The organism is Psychrobacter sp. APC 3281 (genome assembly GCF_030407815.1).
GTDB lineage: Bacteria > Pseudomonadota > Gammaproteobacteria > Pseudomonadales > Moraxellaceae > Psychrobacter.
On sequence record NZ_JASDCS010000006.1, the window covers coordinates 48,210 to 69,766 of the forward strand.

13 protein-coding genes are annotated in these 21,557 nt (G+C 43.4%); 10 read left to right on the top strand and 3 right to left on the bottom strand.

Annotated elements, in window-relative coordinates; translation table 11 throughout:
* Positions 1 to 16 precede the first annotated feature (16 nt).
* The 8 genes from QL886_RS05760 to pgsA all read left to right on the top strand — a co-directional run bounded on the left by QL886_RS05760 (position 17) and on the right by pgsA (position 11,273).
* Positions 17 to 1,114 (top strand): branched-chain amino acid ABC transporter permease, encoded by a 1,098-nt coding sequence (locus QL886_RS05760; RefSeq protein ID WP_057758081.1) that lies wholly within the window; start codon positions 17 to 19, stop codon positions 1,112 to 1,114.
* Positions 1,111 to 1,878 carry an ABC transporter ATP-binding protein gene (locus QL886_RS05765; RefSeq protein WP_290177952.1) on the top strand — a complete coding sequence of 256 codons (768 nt, stop codon included), beginning with the start codon at positions 1,111 to 1,113 and terminating at the stop codon, positions 1,876 to 1,878. The genes QL886_RS05760 and QL886_RS05765 overlap by 4 nt, the downstream gene beginning before the upstream one ends.
* A gap of 47 nt (positions 1,879 to 1,925) precedes the next feature.
* Complete coding sequence (locus QL886_RS05770) at positions 1,926 to 2,720, top strand: ABC transporter ATP-binding protein (RefSeq protein WP_037032897.1); 795 nt, start codon at positions 1,926 to 1,928, stop codon at positions 2,718 to 2,720.
* A gap of 5 nt (positions 2,721 to 2,725) precedes the next feature.
* Positions 2,726 to 4,714: a long-chain fatty acid--CoA ligase gene (locus QL886_RS05775; protein ID WP_290177953.1), complete on the top strand. Its 1,989-nt coding sequence runs from the start codon at positions 2,726 to 2,728 to the stop codon at positions 4,712 to 4,714.
* A gap of 121 nt (positions 4,715 to 4,835) precedes the next feature.
* Positions 4,836 to 6,074, top strand: coding sequence for an ABC transporter substrate-binding protein (locus tag QL886_RS05780; RefSeq protein WP_290177954.1), 1,239 nt, complete (start codon positions 4,836 to 4,838; stop codon positions 6,072 to 6,074).
* Positions 6,075 to 6,488: 414 nt separating this feature from the next.
* Positions 6,489 to 8,450, top strand: coding sequence for an acetate--CoA ligase (gene acs / locus QL886_RS05785; protein ID WP_290177955.1), 1,962 nt, complete (start codon positions 6,489 to 6,491; stop codon positions 8,448 to 8,450).
* Positions 8,451 to 8,731: 281 nt separating this feature from the next.
* Entirely contained in the window at positions 8,732 to 9,961 is a 1,230-nt protein-coding gene (locus tag QL886_RS05790) for an NAD(P)-binding protein (RefSeq protein ID WP_290177957.1), read from the top strand.
* A gap of 628 nt (positions 9,962 to 10,589) precedes the next feature.
* On the top strand, positions 10,590 to 11,273 hold the full coding sequence (gene pgsA, locus QL886_RS05795; protein WP_057758088.1) for a CDP-diacylglycerol--glycerol-3-phosphate 3-phosphatidyltransferase: 684 nt from the start codon (positions 10,590 to 10,592) through the stop codon (positions 11,271 to 11,273).
* Between the two features lie 102 nt (positions 11,274 to 11,375).
* Here pgsA and QL886_RS05800 read toward each other — a convergent pair whose 3' ends face one another.
* The gene (locus QL886_RS05800; protein WP_290177958.1) at positions 11,376 to 11,870 is read right to left on the bottom strand and encodes a pyridoxamine 5'-phosphate oxidase family protein; all 495 of its coding nucleotides are present in this window, start codon (positions 11,868 to 11,870) and stop codon (positions 11,376 to 11,378) included.
* 482 nt (positions 11,871 to 12,352) lie between these two features.
* On the opposite strand from QL886_RS05800, the gene purL reads away from it, so the two are divergent.
* Together purL and QL886_RS05810 are read left to right on the top strand one after the other, a co-directional pair.
* Positions 12,353 to 16,357, top strand: coding sequence for a phosphoribosylformylglycinamidine synthase (gene purL / locus QL886_RS05805; protein ID WP_290177959.1), 4,005 nt, complete (start codon positions 12,353 to 12,355; stop codon positions 16,355 to 16,357).
* Between the two features lie 216 nt (positions 16,358 to 16,573).
* Entirely contained in the window at positions 16,574 to 16,972 is a 399-nt protein-coding gene (locus QL886_RS05810) for an ACT domain-containing protein (protein WP_290177960.1), read from the top strand.
* A gap of 168 nt (positions 16,973 to 17,140) precedes the next feature.
* Here the strand turns inward: QL886_RS05810 and QL886_RS05815 are convergent, their stop codons facing one another.
* Both QL886_RS05815 and tdh read right to left on the bottom strand, forming a co-directional pair.
* On the bottom strand, positions 17,141 to 20,227 hold the full coding sequence (locus QL886_RS05815; protein WP_290177961.1) for a histidine kinase: 3,087 nt from the start codon (positions 20,225 to 20,227) through the stop codon (positions 17,141 to 17,143).
* 245 nt (positions 20,228 to 20,472) lie between these two features.
* Positions 20,473 to 21,498: an L-threonine 3-dehydrogenase gene (gene tdh / locus QL886_RS05820; protein WP_290177962.1), complete on the bottom strand. Its 1,026-nt coding sequence runs from the start codon at positions 21,496 to 21,498 to the stop codon at positions 20,473 to 20,475.
* Positions 21,499 to 21,557 lie beyond the last annotated feature (59 nt).

Here is a 21,557-nt window from a genome sequence, read left to right on the forward strand (position 1 = left end):
AGGATGAGTACTGCCCATGAAAGCTCAGTTTAAACACAGCTATGATCAAGATATCAATATCTTCGATGACAAAAGCCAACTCATAAAGTATGGCGTGCTTCTTTTGCTACTACTGATGGCGCCTTGGTTATTGAGCAACTATTATATTAGTGAGCTTAGCGCCATATTGATTTGGTCTATCTCTGGACTGGGTCTGATGCTCTTGACCGGGCACACTGGACAGGTCAGCTTAGGTCATGCCGCCTTTATGGCGATAGGGGCATTTAGCCATATGGCACTGATGGCTCGAGGGTGGAATTTTTTCCCTGCTTTGATTGCCTGCGCACTCATCACTGGGGTTATCGGCGCTATCATTGCCAGACCTATCCTACGAACTAGCGGTATCTATTTAGCCATCGCAACCTTAGCGCTTAGTATTATCGTCGAGGACATCGCTATCGTGGCTGAGCCTATTACTGGCGGCATCTCTGGTACCTTTGCTTCTCCCATTAACCTCTTTGGCTACACCATCGATCGTTATATCACGCCAAAAGCATTTTATTACTTATGCCTCGCGCTCGTGGTGCTAGTTACCTTAGGGTATATCAACTTACTCAGAAGCGGCACAGGGCGTTCGTTCTTAGCCATCAGAGACAGCGAAGTATCCGCCCGCGCGCTTGGCGTCAATGTACCGCAAGCCAAAACGCTAGCTTTTAGCATATCTTGCGCGATTACCGCTATTGGCGGCGCTATGTACGGGCATTTTGTGCAAGCGGTCAATTATGAGAGCTTCACCGTTATCATCTCTATCACCATCCTACTGCAAATTGTCATTGGCGGTTTGGGCTCCATACATGGTGCGTTTTTTGGTGCTGTCGTCGTTGTCTTATTGCCACAAGTGATTGCTATCTTGGGCGATATGGTTGGTCAAGGTGCGGGCTCTAGTATCACCAGTATTCCTGGTATTGATACGGCGCTGTTTGCCTTAGTCATTGTCATCATGATCATCTATGAGCCACGCGGTATATACGGTATTTGGATAAAGATACGGACTTGGTTTCAGATGTTTCCATTATATCGAAAAGGACTGTTTCGCCGTTCTAAAACTTATCTTAAGACGGAGCGTATGCGATGAGCTTATTAAAAGTTGACTCCTTATCTATCGCGTTCGGTGGTGTGAAAGCCGTTGATGACATTAGCTTTGAGGTAAACGAGGGCGAGGTATTTACTATCGTAGGACCTAATGGCGCTGGTAAATCTACGATTTTTAACTTAATCAGTCGCTTGTACGAGCCGCTTAGTGGTCGTATTACCTTTGATGACACTGATATTACCAAGCTACCTGCTCACGATATCGCAAAACTGGGTATCGCCCGTACTTTTCAAAACATTGAGTTGTTTGATCACTCAAGCGTGCTTCAAAACCTGCTTATCGGTCGCCATTCGCAGCGTAATACGTCATGGATACAGGACTTGCTGTTTTTGCCAAAGGTGCGCCGTAGCGAGCGCGAGCATCGTTTGCAAGTTGAGAAGATTATAGATTTTTTAGAGTTAGCGCCTTATCGAGATAAGCTGATCGCAGGTTTGCCTTATGGCATTAGAAAGGTGGTTGAGATTGCGCGTGCATTAGCTGCTAATCCAAAGCTTATTTTGCTCGATGAGCCTGCCTCTGGTCTTAGCGTAGAGGAGACGTCCGAGATGGCATGGTGGATCGAAGATATGCAAAAGGATCTTGGCTTGACTATCTTGATGGTAGAGCATGACATGAGTCTTGTGAATCGCGTATCAGATCGCGTATTGGCCGTCGCTGAAGGTAAGTTTTTGGCTCAGGGCACAGCAGCTGAGGTGCAAGCCAATCCACAGGTCATTGAAGCCTATCTTGGACAGGAGAGTGTGTAATGTCAGCTATTAAAAAATCACTATCTTCTGCCGCGCCGGCTACTGAAATGAATTTGGTCGACTCTGAAGTAAAGAACAACGTGCTTGAGGTACGAAATCTAGAATCTGCTTATGGTCCAGTGATGGCATTGAGAGGCGTGAGTCTAGAGGTACCCGAAGGCAAAGTGGTCACGATTTTGGGTGCGAATGGGGCGGGCAAGACGACGCTAATGAAAACCATCTCGGGGGTTATCAATCCTCGCAAGGGCGCAGTATGGTTCCACGGAGAGCGTATCGATGGTACTGAGCCTGATCGCTTGGTCAAAAAAGGACTGTCGCATGTACCCGAGGGGCGCGAGGTATTTCCTTTTTTGAATGTCGCTGAAAACTTAGCGATGGGTGCTTATACTCGGCGTGACAAGTCTGAGATACAGCGTGATGTCGAGATGATATATGAGTATTTTCCTATTCTAAAAGATCGCCGTACACAAGCAGCGGGCACGATGTCTGGTGGTCAGCAGCAGATGCTCGCTATCGGTCGAGGGCTGATGTCACGACCCTCTCTTATGCTGCTCGATGAGCCGTCTCTTGGACTGTCTCCATTATTGGTACAAGAAATATTTGCCATTATTCGACGTTTAAATAAAGAGCAAGGCGTCACGATTCTACTGGTTGAACAAAACGCAAGAGTTGCCTTGGCAGCAGCGGATTACGGTTATGTGTTAGAAACAGGGCGTATTGTCATGGCAGGTTCAGCGGACAAACTCATGCACTCTGATGATATTAAAGAGTTCTATTTGGGACAAACCAAAGATAACACTGCGGAAGCCACTCGGTGGAAACGCAAAAAGACTTGGCGATAATAATCATGACGACCTCCATTGATATTGATGTTAATACTGAAAACAATACTTCACTTTCGCCTGCGGATGCGGCAGACATGAAAGAAAAGTCTGCTGCGCCAGTATCGTCTCAAGACCATTCTGAAAACCATGCTAAAAGTCATGCTGACAAGACTGGTCAACAGATACATAATGCGCCTTTCGATCATGCACCTCAAATCCTAGAAGGGTGCGATACATTGAGCAAACTCTGGCGACAGGTTTGCTTGAGCCGAGGTGATAGGATTGCGCATCGCGAAAAGAGCTTTGGGATTTGGCAGAGTTATAGTTGGCTAGACTATTATCATCATAGCTGCGATATCGGCATGGCACTCGTCGAGCTTGGTCTGAGTAAAGGCGATACCGTCTCTATCTTGAGTGAAGACAATAAAGAATGGCTTTATTTTGATATGGGCGTCTGCGGCGTAGGCGGGATACCCAACGGTGTCTATACGACAGACAGTCCCGAACAGCTTGCTTATATATTAAATGACAGCTACTCAAAGTTTCTGATTGTAGAAAACGATGAACAATTGCACAAGTTTTTAGAGATTCGTGAACAGACGCCTAATGTCAAAAAAGTCATTGTCCTTGACCGTAAAGGCTTGCGTAGCCTAGAGGATGATCAGGTTATCTTCCTCGATGAGCTATATACGATTGGTCGAAGTGTTGATAACGCAAGAGAACGCTTTAGTGATTATATCGATCAAGGTACGCCCAATGACATACGCACCTTAATCTATACCTCTGGCACGACAGGTAACCCAAAAGGCGCTATCTTAACGCATGCTAATGTCCTCTTTGAGCTAAAAACAAGCATAGATATTCTTCCTATATTGCCTACTGATGAGCAGCTGTGTTTTCTGCCCTTATGTCATGTACTCGAACGTTTAACGTCAGTAGATCTGCCTATCCATCGAGGCTGTATCGTTAACTTTGCTGAGAGCACAGAGACAGTATTTGAGAATATGAAAGAAGTATCGCCTGATACCTTTACCGCTGTGCCCAGGCTGTGGGAAAAAATGTACGCCTCCATCAGTAATATGCGTAGCGACGCCAGTGCACTCAATGGCTGGGCATTTGATCAGGCCATAAAAGCAGGCCATGACTACGCTGATATCGTGATGGCAGGCAATACTCCTACGACAGGTCAACGACTGCGTTACGAGTTTTGGAATCGACTGGTGCTATATAAAATTCGTGATCTGATAGGCATGAGTAATATTCGCCGTGCCACTACTGGTGCTGCGCCCATATCGCTAGATATTATCCGCTGGTTTCATGCGATAGGGGTGCCTATCTATGAAGGCTATGGCATGACCGAAAGTGCGGGCGTGATATCGGTCAATACCCCTGAAGCACAGATGGCGGGCAGTGTAGGTAAGGCACTACCAGACTCTGAAGTCCGTATCGCCGACAATGGGGAGATACTCGTAAAAGGGGCTAACGTGTTTGCAGGCTACTGGAATAAGCCAGAAAAAACGGCTGAGGACTTACGTGATGGCTGGCTACATACGGGTGATGTCGGCGAGATAAGAGACGGTTATATATTCATCACGGGTCGTATCAAGGACATTATTATCACCGCAGGCGGCAAGAACGTCACACCAGCTGCGATTGAAAGCAAACTTAAATTTTCACCTTATATTTCAGATGCGGTCGTCATTGGCGATAAGCGAAAGTATTTGACTTGTCTGATCATGATAGATCAAGAAAACGTCGAAAAATATGCGCAAGACAATCAAGTGATGTTTTCTGATTTTCGTTCGTTGTGTCATGCGCCAGAAGTCATCGCCTTGATAGATGACGTCGTACAGTCTGCTAACGAAACCCTAGCTCAAGTAGAAACCATAAAGCAATTCAGGCTTATTGATGTGCTGCTCAGTCCTGAAGATGACGAATTGACCGCGACGATGAAATTGAAAAGAAACTTGGTTGAGAAAAAGCATCACGCTCTCATCGACTCTATGTACTGATCTAGCTCTTTAATACAGTTTAGTTTAGCACCGTTCAGCTTTTTTGAAGTCGTCTCAACCTCGAAAGTATTAATCTTAAGAGCATCAAACTAACAGCGACGGAGTCGCAAGGAGAAAGGCAATGAAATGGACATTCAAGATGACGCTACTAGCACTCACGGTCGGTACGATGGGTCTAGTAGGGTGTAGTGATCCAGAAACGACCGCAGCGACGGGCACTGATACTGAAGCTGCCACATCTACTTCTACAAGCGATATGCCAGTACAGGGCGTGACCGATACTGAGATTATCTTAGGCGGTGCAAATGATTTATCGGGTCCGTTTGCTGGATTTGGTAATCCTGCAGTCGCCGCAGCCAATATGTATTTTGATGAGGTGAATGCGGCAGGTGGGGTCAATGGTCGAAAGATCCGCTATATCGTCGAGGACCATTCTTATCAAGTACCAAAGGCCGTACAGTCTGCGAACAAATTGGTCAGCCGCGATAAAGTGTTTGCCATGCTGATGTCGCTCGGCACACCGCACAACTTAGCGAGTTTCCCTATTATGGACCGCGCCAATGTTCCTAGTATCATGCCGCTCACCTTTGCGCGAGCTATGCAAGAAGAAGGGGATTTCAATCGTCGTTATACCGCTGGTAGTACCTATTATGATTCAATAAAGCTAGGCATGGAGTATCTTATTGCCGAAAACAAAGTTAGCAATTTATGTGTCATGTATATCCCATCAGACTATGGTGAAGAGACCAATGAGGCTGCTAAGGATATTAGTGATAGCAATCCTAACGTCACCCTAGTCCAGTCCAGCTCACATCGTCCTGATGAAACAGACTTTGCTGGGGCAATGGCCAAGTTAAAAGACGCTAAATGTGAGCTTATTGCCTTATCTCTAACCATTCGCGGTGCTATTACAGCGGTTGGTACGGCGAACGCTATGGGCTGGAGTGATGTGAAATTTATCGCTCCTGTCACTGGTTTCCATCCCGCAGTTGCGGCGGCACCAGGCGGCGCAAGTGAAGGCCTATACTCTGTATCGTACTATAATGATTTGGCATTAAGAGCCAATGAACCTGAGACTAAGGCGTGGGTTGAGAAGTTTGAAAAAGCCACAGGGGAGGAAGTATCAGCAGGTGCTATTCTTGGTTATCTAGCCGCTAAAGTAACCGTTGATGGTCTAACCGCAGCAGGTCCTGACTTAAATGCCGACACTTTCAATAAGGGTCTAGAGACCGTCAGCTTTGTCGATGGCGTCACAGGATCTACAGTTGCCATCACGCCTGAGAGCCATGTCGCGATTAATGATATTTACTTGTCGCAAGTACAAAATGGTCAATGGAAAACAGTAACGCAGCTTAAATAATACATTCTAGATATTTAGGGAGCTTTCGATAGCAACAAGCCATACATAGTATGGCTTGTGTCGTTTATAAAATATGGGTTTGACAATAATTTCATTTATATTTTAACCGTTTTACGATTATTCATAAGTCCAAAACCCTTCTCAATACAAAATAAGCCATAAGTCATAGACAATAAAAATTGACTAGAATGCTGAGTTAATTTCGCTTATAGCAACTAGATTATTTGTGCCTAAACATACAGATGTACAGTGAAATTGTTATGTTTGGCTTTTGATGTCTTGCAACGGTCACGCTTATTTGTCAAACTAACGATGAGCGTCACACATTATGGAAGATGACTCTTATTGCTTACATGGGGCGCGTCATAGACGAACACCCATGTAGGTCATAATAATTAAAAGGGACCAAATACTATGACTCAGAAATCATTTCCTATCTCAGCCGAGTTTATGGCTGCTGCCAATACCACACCTGAACAGTACCTCAAAGACTACGGACAATCCATCGAATCAACAGAAGCAAGTGATGCTTTTTGGGCGAAGCGTGCTGAGCTAATCGACTGGATAAAAAAGCCGACCAAAGTCAGTAACGTCAATTATGACTTAGATGATTTTCGCATCAAATGGTTTGAAGATGGTGAGCTGAACATTTCAGTCAACTGTCTTGATCGTCACCTTGAAGAAAACCCATACAAGCCTGCTATCATTTGGGAAGGTGATCACCCTTCATTGCACAAAATCATTTCTTTTAAAGAGCTACATGAAGCTGTCTGCCGCTTGGGTAATTCATTGCGCAAACTTGGCGTTGTAAAAGGTGACCGCGTAACGCTATATATGCCGATGATACCGGAAGCCATGGTAGCGATGCTGGCATGTGCGCGTATCGGTGCGGTACATTCAGTGGTGTTTGGTGGTTTTTCTGCCGAGAGTTTGGGTAATCGCTTGATAGACAGTCGCTCAAAAGTTGTTATTACCGCTGACGAAGGTTTACGCGGCGGCAAGCACACACCGCTCAAAGCCAATGTCGATCACGCACTCGACATGGATGGCACTGAGAGTGTCGAAAAAGTTATCGTCGTTCATCGTACGGGTAACTCTATACCGATGAGTGGCCGCCGTGATGTGTGGTATCACAATTTGGTCGATGGTCAATCAGAGATCTGCGAGCCTGAAGTCATGAATGCCGAAGACCCGCTATTCTTGTTATATACCTCTGGTTCGACAGGTAAGCCAAAAGGTGTAGTGCATACTACAGGCGGCTATATCACCTATGCTATCTCAACGTTCCGTGATGTGTTTGATATCAAAGAAGATGACGTCTATTGGTGTACGGCAGATGTGGGTTGGATTACCGGTCACACGTATTCAACCTATGCACCACTGGCCAATGGTACGACGACGGTAATGTTCGAAGGTGTGCCAGAACATCCAACATGGGCACGTATCGGTCATATCATTGATAAGCATGACGTGACTATCCTATATACCGCCCCAACAGCTATTCGCGCGATGATGAAAGAGGGCGATGCTTTTGTTCGTGAGTCGGATCGTTCTAGTTTGCGTCTGCTAGGGTCGGTCGGTGAGCCGATCAACCCAGAAGCGTGGGACTGGTACTACAATGTCGTCGGTGATGGTAAATGTCCTATCGTCGATACATGGTGGCAGACCGAGACTGGTGGTATCTTAATGGCGCCAATACCAGGCACGGTCGATCTCAAACCAGGCGCGGCAATGACACCACTATACGGCGTCAAACCAGAAGTCGTCGATAGCGAGGGCGCAATTTTAGAAGGCCCTGCAGAAGGCAACTTGGTGATCAGTAGCGGTTGGCCAGGGCAAATGCGAACTATCTATAATGACCATCCACGCTTTTTGAAGACTTACTTTAGCGATTATCCGGGTCATTATTTCACGGGTGATGGCGCTCAACGTGACGAAGATGGGCATTACTGGATTACGGGTCGTGTCGATGATGTACTCAACGTGGCAGGGCATCGCTTGGGCACAGCAGAGATTGAGAGCGCTGTGGTTGCGCATCCTGCAACTGCTGAAGCTGCGATTGTTGGTATGCCGCATGAGATACGCGGTACAGGTATCTGTGCATTTATCATTCTAAAGTCAGGTGAAGAAAAAACTGACGATCTAAAAGCAGAATTAAAACGCCATGTGCGTGCTGAGATTGGACCAATTGCGACTTTAGATGCCATTTATATGGTTGATGCACTACCAAAAACGCGCTCAGGAAAAATCATGCGCCGTATCTTGCGTAACCTTGCAGCAGGTCAATATGTAGGACTGGGCGACCTATCTACGCTTGCCGATAGCTCAGTGATTAATGACTTGGTTGAAGAAGTCAAAGCGGGCCGCGGAGAGTAAGTTAGCCTGATAACGAACCTGCAGTATTAAGGATAGTTATTCAGTACTAGCCATTGATATTTGTATATTAAAGTTGAATAAAAGCCATGTTATCGAGAATAGCATGGCTTTTTTACGTAGACGATATTGATATTGGCGCATTTTGAAGGTTCAATAATGCTAACAGGACAACATCGCTACCATTTTAATTGAGGATTAATTGACGAGCCACTCGGTACTTACTAGGCTAGCTAATTAATATAGTAGCGACTCATAAATACTTTATAAGGTCTACTGTCATCATGACTGATCATGCTTCGTGCTCAACTATCCTATCTGCCCCAAAAATCGCCATCATCGGTGGTGGCCTAACGGGTTTGCTCACAGCAACACTATTAGAGCGCGCGTCAAACCAATCAAGCTCGTCATCTAACACCCCGCAAATCACTATCTTTGAAAAATCGCGCAGTGTGGGGCGTTTAGCAACCCGCTATCGCAGCGATAGTGAAACTGGTAAGAACTGGCAATGGTCGTTCGGTGCACAGTTTTTTACTGCGAAAACTTCTGACTTTCAACAGTTTATTGCGCCTTGGTTAGATACAGGGTTGCTACAGCCGTGGTGTGCCGAAGTGGTTGAGTTAACGCCTGCAAGTGACAATGAGCAGTCGCCTAATATCCGAAGCAAAGAGCAATGGGACGCGGTGCATGCACGCTATATCAGCACACCGAAAATGACCAGTTGGGGCCGTGAATTGGCCGCTGCGCTCAAGCATACGACCATAGTATTTAAGACTCGTGTCGCACCGCTTGCTCAGTATTTGCAGTCTCAAAACCAGCAGCAGTCTCAGCATCAGATCCAGAACCAGACTCATAATCAAACTTTTAATCAAACTTTTAATCAAAACAGCAAGCAAACTGAGCTATTTGACGAAACTGGAGCCAGTCTGGGTTGGTTTGATTGGGTTATTTGCACAGCGCCAAATGGTCAGGCGATAGAGCTGATGTCAGATAGTGGCTTTGCTCAACAAGACAAAATTACTAAACCGCAAATGCAAGCTTGCTATACGCTGATGCTTGGCTGGGATGATGTACGAAAGCTACCTGAGACATTAAATGGCCAACTTGCACCGCAGTGGGATGTCGCTTATCTAAATAGCGCTGTTCTTGATAGGGTATTTATTGAGCATCAAAAACCTGCTCGTGATGAGCTACTACCAAGTGTCACCATTCATGCACGTAATGACTGGTCAGAGGCCCACGTCGATGATGATATTGAGTTGGTAAAAGAACAGTTATTACAGGCGGCAAAACAAGCATTAAATTGGAATGAAGCTAGTGCACCTAGCCAAACAGACTGTCATCGTTGGCGCTATGCAGCTACTATCGTAAATAAGGATACTGAAGAGTTGGGCATTTTAATAGATGAAACCAAGCAATGGATCGTCAGTGGTGACTGGTGTGCGAAAGGTAATATTGAGAGCTGCTATCGAATGGCGCAGCAAACTGTTAAAGTAATCATGCAAACTCAGTAAGCGTAATATCCATGCTCATTATTTTGCATTGTTTAGAACTGAGGCTTATTTTAAAGCTAGTGTTTAAGCGATATTTGGAAAGTATAAAAACTCGACATTTAGCAAAACGTAAGCAAAAAAAGGCCCACAGAGGAGGTACTGTGGGCTGAGGAAAACGGGTCATGTATTAGCTACACAGGCCGTGGTCAAGAGTTGTTGTAATTATTGGTGCTCTCTACTGTTATTTATAAGGGTAATAATTATCAATACAATAGGTAGAGATATTTACTTAGCTATTTATATTTACTGATTTAAGTGTACAAGTGTTCTGGTACAGTCGCTATGATAGCGCAATTGAGTGCTGTCTGGCAGTTTTGGTTACAGTATATTACGTTGTAAAAATCCAAAAGACGCAAAGACTGGTATGAAGCACTGGTATTTAGAGTAAGTAGCGGAGCTTTATGATGCAATCATTCATAAAGGCTGCCACTAATTTCAATACCTTATGTAGATAAGAGGGCATCTAGTCAACCTTGATACCTTTCTTGATATCTTTGATAACTTAATCGCTGCAGAGATGGCATGACGCCTTGTCCGAAAAATGCTAAGCTATCTGCCATTATTATGTTCATATTAAACTGGGTTTGCCATGACTGACAGCACGCATTTGCATACGCAGGAAGAACCGCCAAGTTCGCAAAATACCAAAAGTATTTTTAACTTGCCTAACAACCTTACGATTGCGCGTATCTTAATGATTCCGCTATTTGTCGCGATTGCTTATTGGCCGCCAGCCATGGGTATTGGTATGCCTGCGATTTCAGACAATGTCATTGCGCGCGTTGGGATGAGCGAGTTTAGCGATAGTTTGTTGCGCCATTTATTATTGACCGGCGTCTTTATTATTGCCGCAATTACCGATTGGCTCGATGGGTATTTTGCTCGTAAACTTAATGTCATGTCAGCCTTTGGTCGCTTTTTAGACCCTGTTGCTGATAAATTAATGGTAGCTGTAGCGCTCATCGTCCTTGTACAGTGGCATCCCAATATCATTATGGCGATAGCGGCTATCGTCATTATCTCGCGCGAAATCGCAGTATCAGCATTACGCGAATGGATGGCAGAGTTGGGCAAAAGCACTAGCGTTGCGGTATCTTATGTTGGCAAACTAAAGACCACGTTTCAGATGGTAGCGATTACCGTACTACTGCTTAACTGGCAGTCGCTTGAAACCATCGGTTACGTATTAATGGTCGCCGCTGTGATACTTACTTTATGGTCGATGATGATTTATCTAAAAGCAGCTTGGCCTTATTTAAAGCAAAGCGGATAACTCCATAAGACAAAAGTAATCAGCCCAAAACTTAGACAATAAAAAACGCCAGTCGCATTAGCCACTGGCGTTTTTATTTTTACTGCTTATAAATCAGATAAATTATAGCGTCACCGAGTTGTTTTCGCCTAAGTTGGTCGCTTTCTTACCGTCCATTACTGCAGCAGTAGTCATCTTAAACATATTAACTACTGAGCTACCGCTTAGCCAGTATTCTGCACCATGTGGGACGACTTTGATTAACTGTACATTTGGATCTTCTTTACCTTGCTCATAAAACGCATTGTAAATTGGCGACCATAGCTCGTCTAACTTCTCTTGGTCTTCGACCAATTCTGCTTTACCGTTAATTGAGACGTAATCTTTTGAATCTTGACTGACATAGGCCAAGTTCACTTGTGGTTCTTTTTCGATATCTTTGATGGTTTCAGTAGTCTTATCGCCAATAAACCAAATCTCTTTTGCGCCAATACTCGTCTCACTAGTAGTCATTGGACAAGCATGTAAATGGCCTTCATGAGTACGAGTGGTCATCATGGCAAATTTCACTTCTTTTACCAGTTCTTGTACTTTATCGATATGGTCTTGTCTACTCATAATAAATTTCCTTTCTTATAGTGTTTTAATTGGGCTTATATAGCATTGTTCTAATTAGCCGAATTGAACAGTTGATTATTTATAGTAATTTTTCTTTGGGCTAGATATGTCTAACCATTAAATATATTCAAGAATTAAACGTCATCGTCGCCTTAACAACTGAGACTAGAATACCGAGTTGTCACCCTACATTTATATAGGTTCCCAGTAATGCGATGTGAGTGTTTGTAAGGAATATGAATGTTAGGTAAAAATTGTGACAGCGTAGATTTGAGCGTTCTATTTTTTACTGGATAATTCAAAAACGACTTAAAAAGATACTTTTTTGAATTATCGATTCGCAAATAATAAGTCGCGATAGAGTGCAACTTATCAGCAATTTATCTCGGTTTAGACCTGCTTATTACAGGTCTTCTTGTTATAATACCCAGACCATTTACTTAGCATGGCAGAGATGCCTTGATCTTACGGATTATGCCTTTATGATGACCATCGCCGGACAACCGTTTCTTACCGATTTTCAGACGCAGCAACTCATCAGTCAGTTTCAGCAAAAAACCGAGCTAAATGTCAGTCAAATAAGTACACAGCAAGTGTATGTGCTATCACGAGAGTTATCTGGTGATGAACATAAAAAAGCGCTAGATTTACTGGCGGTTGACCAGTCAGCAACGCTAAATGCGCCGCAAGACAACCAACTACAAGTCATCGTTGGGCCACGTTTTGGTACGATATCGCCATGGGCAAGTAAAGCGACAGATATCTTTAATAACTGTGAAATCGAGATTAATCGTGTTGAACGTGTCGTTGTTTATACGTTAACAGTCGATGGTGACGCAGGCGAAAAACTACCAGTAGACGCCGAGCAGTTATTGTTTGACCGTATGACTCAGAGCTTGGTTTATGACTTGAGCGATGTCAGCAAATTGTTTGACGATCAAGCGCCAGCATCACTGAATCATATCGACGTGATCGGACAAGGTCAGGCAGCGCTAGAGTCGGCCAATACCGAGTTCGGCTTTGCGTTATCAAGTGAAGATATTAATTATTTAATGAATGCCTATGTCAATGAGCTAAAGCGTAATCCAACTGACGTTGAGCTGATGATGTTTGCACAGGCAAACTCAGAGCATTGCCGTCATAAGATATTTAATGCTCAGTGGACCGTTGACGGCGAAGTACAGCCAAAGTCACTGTTTCAAATGATCAAAAACACTTACCAGTCGAACCCACAAGGTATCTTATCAGCGTATAAAGACAACGCTGCTGTGATGGCTGGGTCTGATGGTATGCGTTTTTATCCTATCCCAACGGATGCGATGGATGCCAACTCAATCCATCCTTATGGATTCCATCAAGAAAACATCGATATCTTGATGAAAGTTGAGACGCACAATCACCCAACCGCGATTGCTCCGTATTCAGGTGCGGCGACTGGTTCTGGTGGTGAGATTCGTGACGAAGGCGCAACAGGTCGCGGCGGTAAGCCAAAAGCGGGTCTAGCAGGTTTTCATGTATCGCATCTACATATCCCAGAGCTTAGCGAAAAGTGGGAGCAGTCAGGTCAATTGAGCACGCAGGATTATGGCACGCCAGATCGTATGGCAACCAGCCTTGAGATTATGACCGAGGCGCCACTAGGCAGTGCCAATTTTTCAAACGAATTTGGTCGTCCAAATCTATGCGGTTACTTCCGTAGTTTTCAGCTAGATACCTCTGCGGCAAAAGACGGTAGCGAGATGCGCGGCTATCACAAGCCAATCATGCTGGCAGGTGGTTACGGCAATATCAAACGCAACCTGATTGAAAAAAATGCAATCAAAAAAGGCGATTTGCTAATCGTCCTTGGTGGCCCTGCGATGCAAATCGGTCTGGGCGGCGGTGCCGCATCGTCGGTCGATAGTGGTGACCTTGATGAAGGCTTAGACTTTGCCTCAGTTCAGCGCGATAACGCTGAAATGGAGCGTCGTTGCCAAGAAGTCCTTGATCGCTGCTGGGCACTAGCGGGCAATGATGTCGATGTAAGCAATAACAGTAAAGACGGCAACCCAATCGTCTCACTACATGACGTAGGGGCAGGTGGTCTGTCTAATGCGATGCCAGAACTGGTCAATGACCATGAAATGGGCGCGCATCTGAACTTGCGTAAGATTCCATCGTTAGAAGCTGGTATGTCGCCAATGGCCATCTGGTCAAACGAAGCGCAAGAGCGTTATGTGCTAGCGATTCGCCCAGAGAGCAAAGATCAATTCGATGCGATCTGTGCCCGTGAGCGCTGCCCATATGCCATCTTGGGCGAGGCAACCGATATTCGTCAGTTAATCGTTGATGATGAGCTATTAACTGAGCAACCAGTCGATATGCCGATGCAAGTACTGCTCGGTGGTACACCGAAAATGCAACGCAGCTTTGAGCGTACTGAGAGCACGTTGCCCGCATTAGAGCTTGATGATGTGAATCTAGCTGAATCAATCACCGATGTATTGCGTCACCCAACCGTGGCGAGCAAATCATTTTTGATTAGCATTGGTGACCGTTCTATCACGGGTATGGTCGTACGTGATCAGTATGTGGGTCGCTATCAAGTGCCTGTATCAGATTGTGCGGTAACGGCTTCTGGCTTAGTGGCGCTGGATGGTCAGCCAATGACTGGCGAAGCAATGAGTGTCGGCGAGCGTACGCCTGTTGCGCTTATCAGTCCAAAAGCCTCGGCGCGTCTAGCGGTCGGTGAAGCGATTACTAACATCGCTGGTGCACGTATCGCTCAATTGTCTGATATCACTATGTCGGCGAACTGGATGGCTGCGTGTGGTGATGACGTAGAAGATGCTGCCTTGTTCGATGCCGTACATGCCGTTGGCGAAGAGCTATGCCCAGCACTCGGTATCGCTATCCCAGTCGGTAAAGACTCGCTATCGATGCGTGCCAACTGGACTGACAATGCTAACGACAATGGCGACAACCAAGACAAATCAGTTGTGTCGCCAATGAGTTTGGTCGTGACTGCGTTTGCCCCTGTCGTTGATGTGGCAAAAACGCTAACCCCTGAGCTAATCAATGGCGACAGCGCGTTCTACCGTATTGACTTGTCAAAAGGTAAATTGCGTCTAGGTGGTTCAATCCTTGCGCAAACGCTTAGCCAACTAGGCAACGACTGTCCAGATTTAGCGCAGCCAAGTGATTTGGTCGACTTCTTTAACTTTATTCAAGCGGGTAATGAGCAAGGCGTCATCAGCGCCTATCACGATATCGGTGATGGCGGTCTGTTGGCAACTATCGCAGAAATGCAGTTTACCAGCCGTCAAGGTATCAAGCTGTCATTAAATGACGATAATTTACTCGGTCAGTTGTTCAGCGAAGAGCTGGGTGCGGTCATCCAAGTATTGCCAGAAAACGTCGCCGCTCTCATGCAGTTGGCAGAAGAGTTTGACGTCAGCGATATGCTCAGCCTCGTCGGTCAAAGCAGTGAAGAAGACAGCCTACTGATCCAAACGCCAACGCTCATGGGTGATGACACTCTACGCTTTAGCCGTACTGAATTACAGCAAGCATGGACGCAGGTCAGCTATCAAATTGCGCGTCGCCGCGATAACCCAGCGTGCGTACAGCAAGAGTATGACTTGATTAGCGACGCGAGCCATAAAGGCCTAATCGCTGCGCCAAACTTTGATCTCAATCAAAAAGTTGAAGAACCATACTTAGCCAGTCGCGAGAGTAAACCAAGAGTTGCTATCTTGCGTGAGCAAGGCGTCAATGGTCAGACAGAGATGGCAGCAGGCTTTACCCAAGCTGGCTTTGAAGCGGTCGATGTACACATGAGTGATCTACTCAGTGGTCGCATCAATCTACGTGACTTCGACGGTCTGGTCGCTTGTGGTGGCTTTAGTTATGGTGATGTACTGGGCGCTGGCTCTGGCTGGGCGAACTCTATCCTGTTCCATGACGAGCTACGCATGCAGTTTGTCCGCTTCTTTGCCCGTCCTGATACCTTCTCACTAGGTGTCTGTAACGGTTGTCAGATGATGGCTCAGTTAAAAGACCTCATCCCAGGTGCGGAAAACTTCCCACGTTTCGTCGCCAACAAATCAGCTCGTTTTGAAGCGCGTACGGTCAACGTAAAAATTGAGCGTACCAAGTCGATCCTGTTCAAAGGCATGCAAGACAGCATCTTACCTATCGCTGTGGCGCATGGAGAAGGCTATGCCACATTAGACAACAACGAAATTGATGGTATGGCAAAACACGGTCAGCTTGCGATGCGTTATGTCGATAGCCAAGGTCATCCAACTGAGACGTATCCGCTCAATCCAAACGGTTCGCTCGGCGGTGTCACGGGTCTATGTAGCACCGACGGTCGCGTTACTATCATGATGCCGCATCCTGAGCGTAACCTAAAAGCCTATAACCATAGCTGGAAACCAGAAGAGTGGGACGAAGACGGCGCGTGGATGCGTATGTTCCGTAACGCTCGTGCTTGGTTGCGCTAGTCGCTACTCAGACCTCTAGTAATTGCTTATAGTTTGAGATAGCTGTCGTTTAAAATAAGAAGGTGGGCTTAGGCTCACCTTTTTTGTGTTTAATAGTTGAGTGTTTGGAAATAAAGGTTAGTGTTTATATCGTGTTTTCACGGATATAAATAATGACACCCATGCTAAAATCACGGTTAACAAAGACTAGCATTAAGCAAAATAAGGAAGAACAACATGTCAGGAATTACAGATATCAATGAGCTATTGAGTTCGATGCAGCCAGCATTGGTTGATGAGTCATTTGTGTTTTGTACCGTCACAGGGCAGCTAGCAGAATATGTAAACTTAGCGCCAATCGCGACGTTTATGGAGACAGAAGGGTTGACTCTGGTTTTAACAAAAGACAACGCTGATGAGGCAGGTTTACAGTATGAGGGCGTGTTTCGGCAAATCACTCTGACGGTGCATTCAAGCCTAGAAGCAGTAGGTCTAACCGCAGCAATAGCAACTAAGCTGACCTCAAAGGGTATCAGTGCCAATGTGATCGCTGCCTACTATCATGACCATATATTTGTGACGGATGATAAGGCGGAGCAGGCGCTATCGGCGTTAAAAGAGCTGAGTAATATATAGGGTGTTTTGGTGCTTTGATTTACTTCGTTAAGATTAACTAAGTTAGTTTAGAGTACTGTTCTACAAATGAAAAAGGTGGGCTTAGGCTCACCTTTTTTGTGTTTAAGATTTGAGTGTCTAGGGTAAGTGTGGATCTTGTGATACCCAATAGTTTTTAATTTCTTAATACTAAAAATCATTATTACTAAAGAATTCATCCCATTTAGGGCATCCTCTTGTCAGTTCCCTCACATAACCTATTAGGCTTTTGTATTTCATTTCAATATCTGATATTGATATATCAGCATTCATAGCTTTATTCTTAACAAAATTACACAGCAATTTGAAGTCATGAAATATTATTTCATTAGATTTAAAGTAAAACGGAAATATTATTCCTCTTTGTTCGTAGAGTTTGTGTAGAGCATATGAGTAAGGCTCAGGAATCATAATTTCGAGATCTTTGAAGTTATAAAACAAATGATAGTCATCGTAAGTTGGTCTTATATAAATTGTATCCTCTTTAGATAGCTTATCAAGTTCTTTTATCTCATCAATAAATTTATAATCTTCAGCGAGATAGATTTGATCTGAATTCTCTACAATTGAGTTTGTAGTGATAGGAGAAAAAATAGCAACATTGTCATCATCTACCCATAGCGCATTTTTTATTTTCATGCTTTCAAAACACTCTGGCTTACAAAACAACAATGTATCATTATTACTGTAGTTATCTAATTTCCCAGAAAAGTTAATTTTGTATATTAGAAAATTATTCTTGAGGAAATAGTCTAATGTTCCTTTACGATATATATCGTTGATCTTATTGAAAGACTTTATGCTACTAAATACTTGCTCACGTTTGAGTAGTTCTATTAGTACACTTGATGGTTTAGGGTTTCCAAGTATAAACACCTCTTCCTTAAGAATATCACTAATGTATATATCATCATTAAACTTTAGTTTCTCTATGTCTTTTTTATCTATATCCTTATCATTTACTTCATTATTTATGATACTAAAGCCTAAATCTTTATCATACTCGAAACCGTAGATAATTTTTCCCATATTATCTTGTGTAATGTTCGTATTTTCAAATATTTTTTTTACCTCGACTATCAAGTCGTCGAGTAGATCATAATTATTCCAATCGTTCCTAGAGATATTTAGAAATTCTTTAGCATTCCCGTAAATATCTATATAAACACTAGCATTTTTAAAAGAGTGAACAAGATAAACGTTTTCCCTATAGATGGGTATCTCCTGTCCTCTAAAGGAATAACTATAAGCATACCCAAAGTCATTACTACATATAGTTTCTGGCACATATACCTGTATAGCAAAACTATAATTTTTGTAATTGAACCAAGCTATATCGCTAATTGGTTTATAGTTTTCTTCTATATCGTATACTTGGTCCAATATCTCGTTTGCCATATCTTTCTTCCATGAAATATCTATATCCTTAAAAGATATTTTTGGAATTGTATTAATAAAGATATTAGATAATGAATTTTTTAATTCAATTAATATAGAGTTAGCTTCTTTAGAAATATTGGTGACAATATCAGATGAAAAATTTAGTTCAGTTTTAAGGAATAACTCTGTTCGAGTGCCATAGGGGATATATTTACTATTCTTATCTAACTGACTAATAAAGCAATAGCCATTGTCTGTACTTAAAGGAGAGTTAAGTTTTATTTCAATAGATTCATTGCTAATTATACTTTTAGTTGTAAATCTGAGATGCTGGTATTCTTCTGGATTTTTCCTACTTAACAAAAATACGCTATGCATTCCTATACCGAAAGCTCCTGAAGGCTTCATCCATTGTGGCATGCCATTAATAATTTTCTTTTTTTCAGTGTTTTTATCCGAACCTCCCATATACTGCATATATTTGAGATCTTTTAAACTAATACCGATACCAGAATCTTTAATACAAAGCTTCCAAATATTTTCGTAATTTTTCGTAGTTTCAATAAAATCTAGACTCACAATAATCGAGTGATCATCAAAAATTTTACGAACTTCGCTATCATAAGGGTTACCTTGTTCTAGTATTTTTCGCCTACTCTCATCAGCCCTAGAATCTATCCATACTCTTAATAATGTAGCATCGATAGCATTTTGTATAATTTCTCTTACAACATCATCTACACCATTATATAAATTGTTACCTTGCAATAAATCAATTACATTCTTTTCATCCAACGCAAACTTCATAGGTTTCCCATCTAACAGTACCTTTGAATCATCCATTTCAACATCGAGTTTATTTATAGTCGGAAGCAAACCAAAATCACGACTAGGCACGATATTCTTCCACTGTGACATTTGGTTTTGAATTTCTTCTTTGATCCAGTCAAACCAGTTTCGACATTCAATATATGCCATCTCAGTACTACAAATAGCCGTTACGCTTACCGTTTCATTATCTAACTGAAATTCTCGGATAGCTTGATGCTTATTTTTATGCGTTTCGCTAAAAGACGGCATATTACCAACTTGTCTTGCCATAACAGGGCAAAAGCGATTGTCATCGATATCAAACAAGTCACCTAAGCGAAGTAAGCAAGCGACGAAACGAGGATGACAATCTTCTGTACCCATACCTGTCTGGCGAAAAGGTAAGTCTTTCATGACGTAGTTGAAACTTTTGCCATGAGATAAACAGATTTGAGCGAGATAGCGATAAATACGATTTGGAAGTAATTCAGTACGTGGAGAGCTAATATTCAGCTTTTCAAATGGTTTTAAAACCACTCTTTCGGAATTGGCGGGGTGGTCACGCCGATACCATTCGGCAACCATCTGACGATATTTTTCAACGCCTTTGTATGGGTTGTCATAATGAACAAGGGCAGCTTCCCAACCGTCGTTATGCCATACTTTGGCAAACTCATGTAAGTCTTGAACATTGTTGTTAGCAAGCTCTTCAACGTAGTCTTTAAAATGCTCATTTTCAATGACATCTTGAACTTCATCAGCATTAAATAACATACCGATATCATGCCAGTAAGCCGCTTCCAATATTAACCATGTGTCTGTTGCTGTCAGCTTTTCAATGTTGTTACCAAGTAGACGTTCTATATTGACGAGTATTTGCTGTGAGTGCGATTCGTTATGACTACTAAAGTGTGGGTAATAACTACCAACATTTTCGAGCGACTTACCGACGAGCTTTTCATCAAACTCCCATTGCGACATCAATATTTTAGTATTGCTGTCTTCATCAGTTTTCTTTCTTAGATGTTTGACTAATCCTGCGCTCATGGTAAGTCCCTTTTATTATCTTTTAAGTAAGACGTTTTAGTTTTGCATCATTTATCAACATAGGTTGATTTTACCGTAAACGCATGATTAGCGGATAAAAATATTTTCACCTAACTATTCATCCTTTATCTCTCTCTCATCGCTTTTTAATATCCAAAAAAAAACGGCACTGAAATCAGTACCGTTTTATCAGTCGTGACAATGTAAAAGCTAACCATGGCTCATCAAGTGCTAAATCGCCAAAATCAATCCCAGCTTAAAATTACCTTACCGCATTGCCCACTTTCCATGATATCAAAGCCTTCTTGAAAGTCATCAATGTGCATGCGATGGGTAATGATGGGCGACAGATCAATACCGCTGATCAGCATTTGCTCCATCTGATACCACGTCTCCCACATCTCACGGCCATAAATACCTTTTAGGGTTAACGCCTTAAAAATAATCTTGCTCCAATCCACCGTGGTGGTGTTAGGCAAAATACCCAAGAGTGCAATTTTAGAGCCGTTATACATGTTACTAATCATCGAATCAAAGGCCTGAGGCGAGCCTGACATCTCAAGCCCAATATCAAAGCCGTGCATTTTTAACGTATCAATAGCGCCTTCGATGGTTTCACCTTTGGCTGGGTTGATGGTCATCGTCGCGCCCATTTTTTTGGCAAGCTCTAGACGATAATCGCTGATATCGCTGACCACAATATTACGCGCCCCTGCGAATCGGCAAATCGCGGTTGCCATTGAACCAATCAGCCCTGCACCCGTAATCAGTACATCTTCACCAAGGACAGGAAATGATAATGCGGTATGAGTGGCATTGCCAAAGGGATCCATAATGGCGGCCATCTCATCGCTGATACGCTCATCGAGTTTGATGACATTATCGGCAGGTATCACCAAATATTCGGCAAACGCGCCATCACGGTCAACGCCCACGCCGATAGTGTTTTCGCACACATGTAGCTTACCACGTCGGCAGTTACGGCAATGCCCGCAAGCGATATGGCCTTCGCCTGTGACTCGGTCACCTACTTCAAGATGCTTGACGCCATCGCCCATTTCACTAATGACACCGACGTATTCGTGTCCGATGATCATTGGCGTTTTTATGGTCTTTTGTGACCATTCATCCCATTTATAAATGTGCAAATCTGTGCCACAGATGGCGGTTTTTTTAATTTTAATTTTAACGTCATTGATACCGACTGTTGGTTCTGGCATATCTTGCATCCAGATGCCTTTTTCGGCATGAGCTTTAACCAGTGCTTTCATACTTTTCTCTTATTTAACTGTGTTGTACTTAATTATTGAATTTAGATAAGTTCTGAATG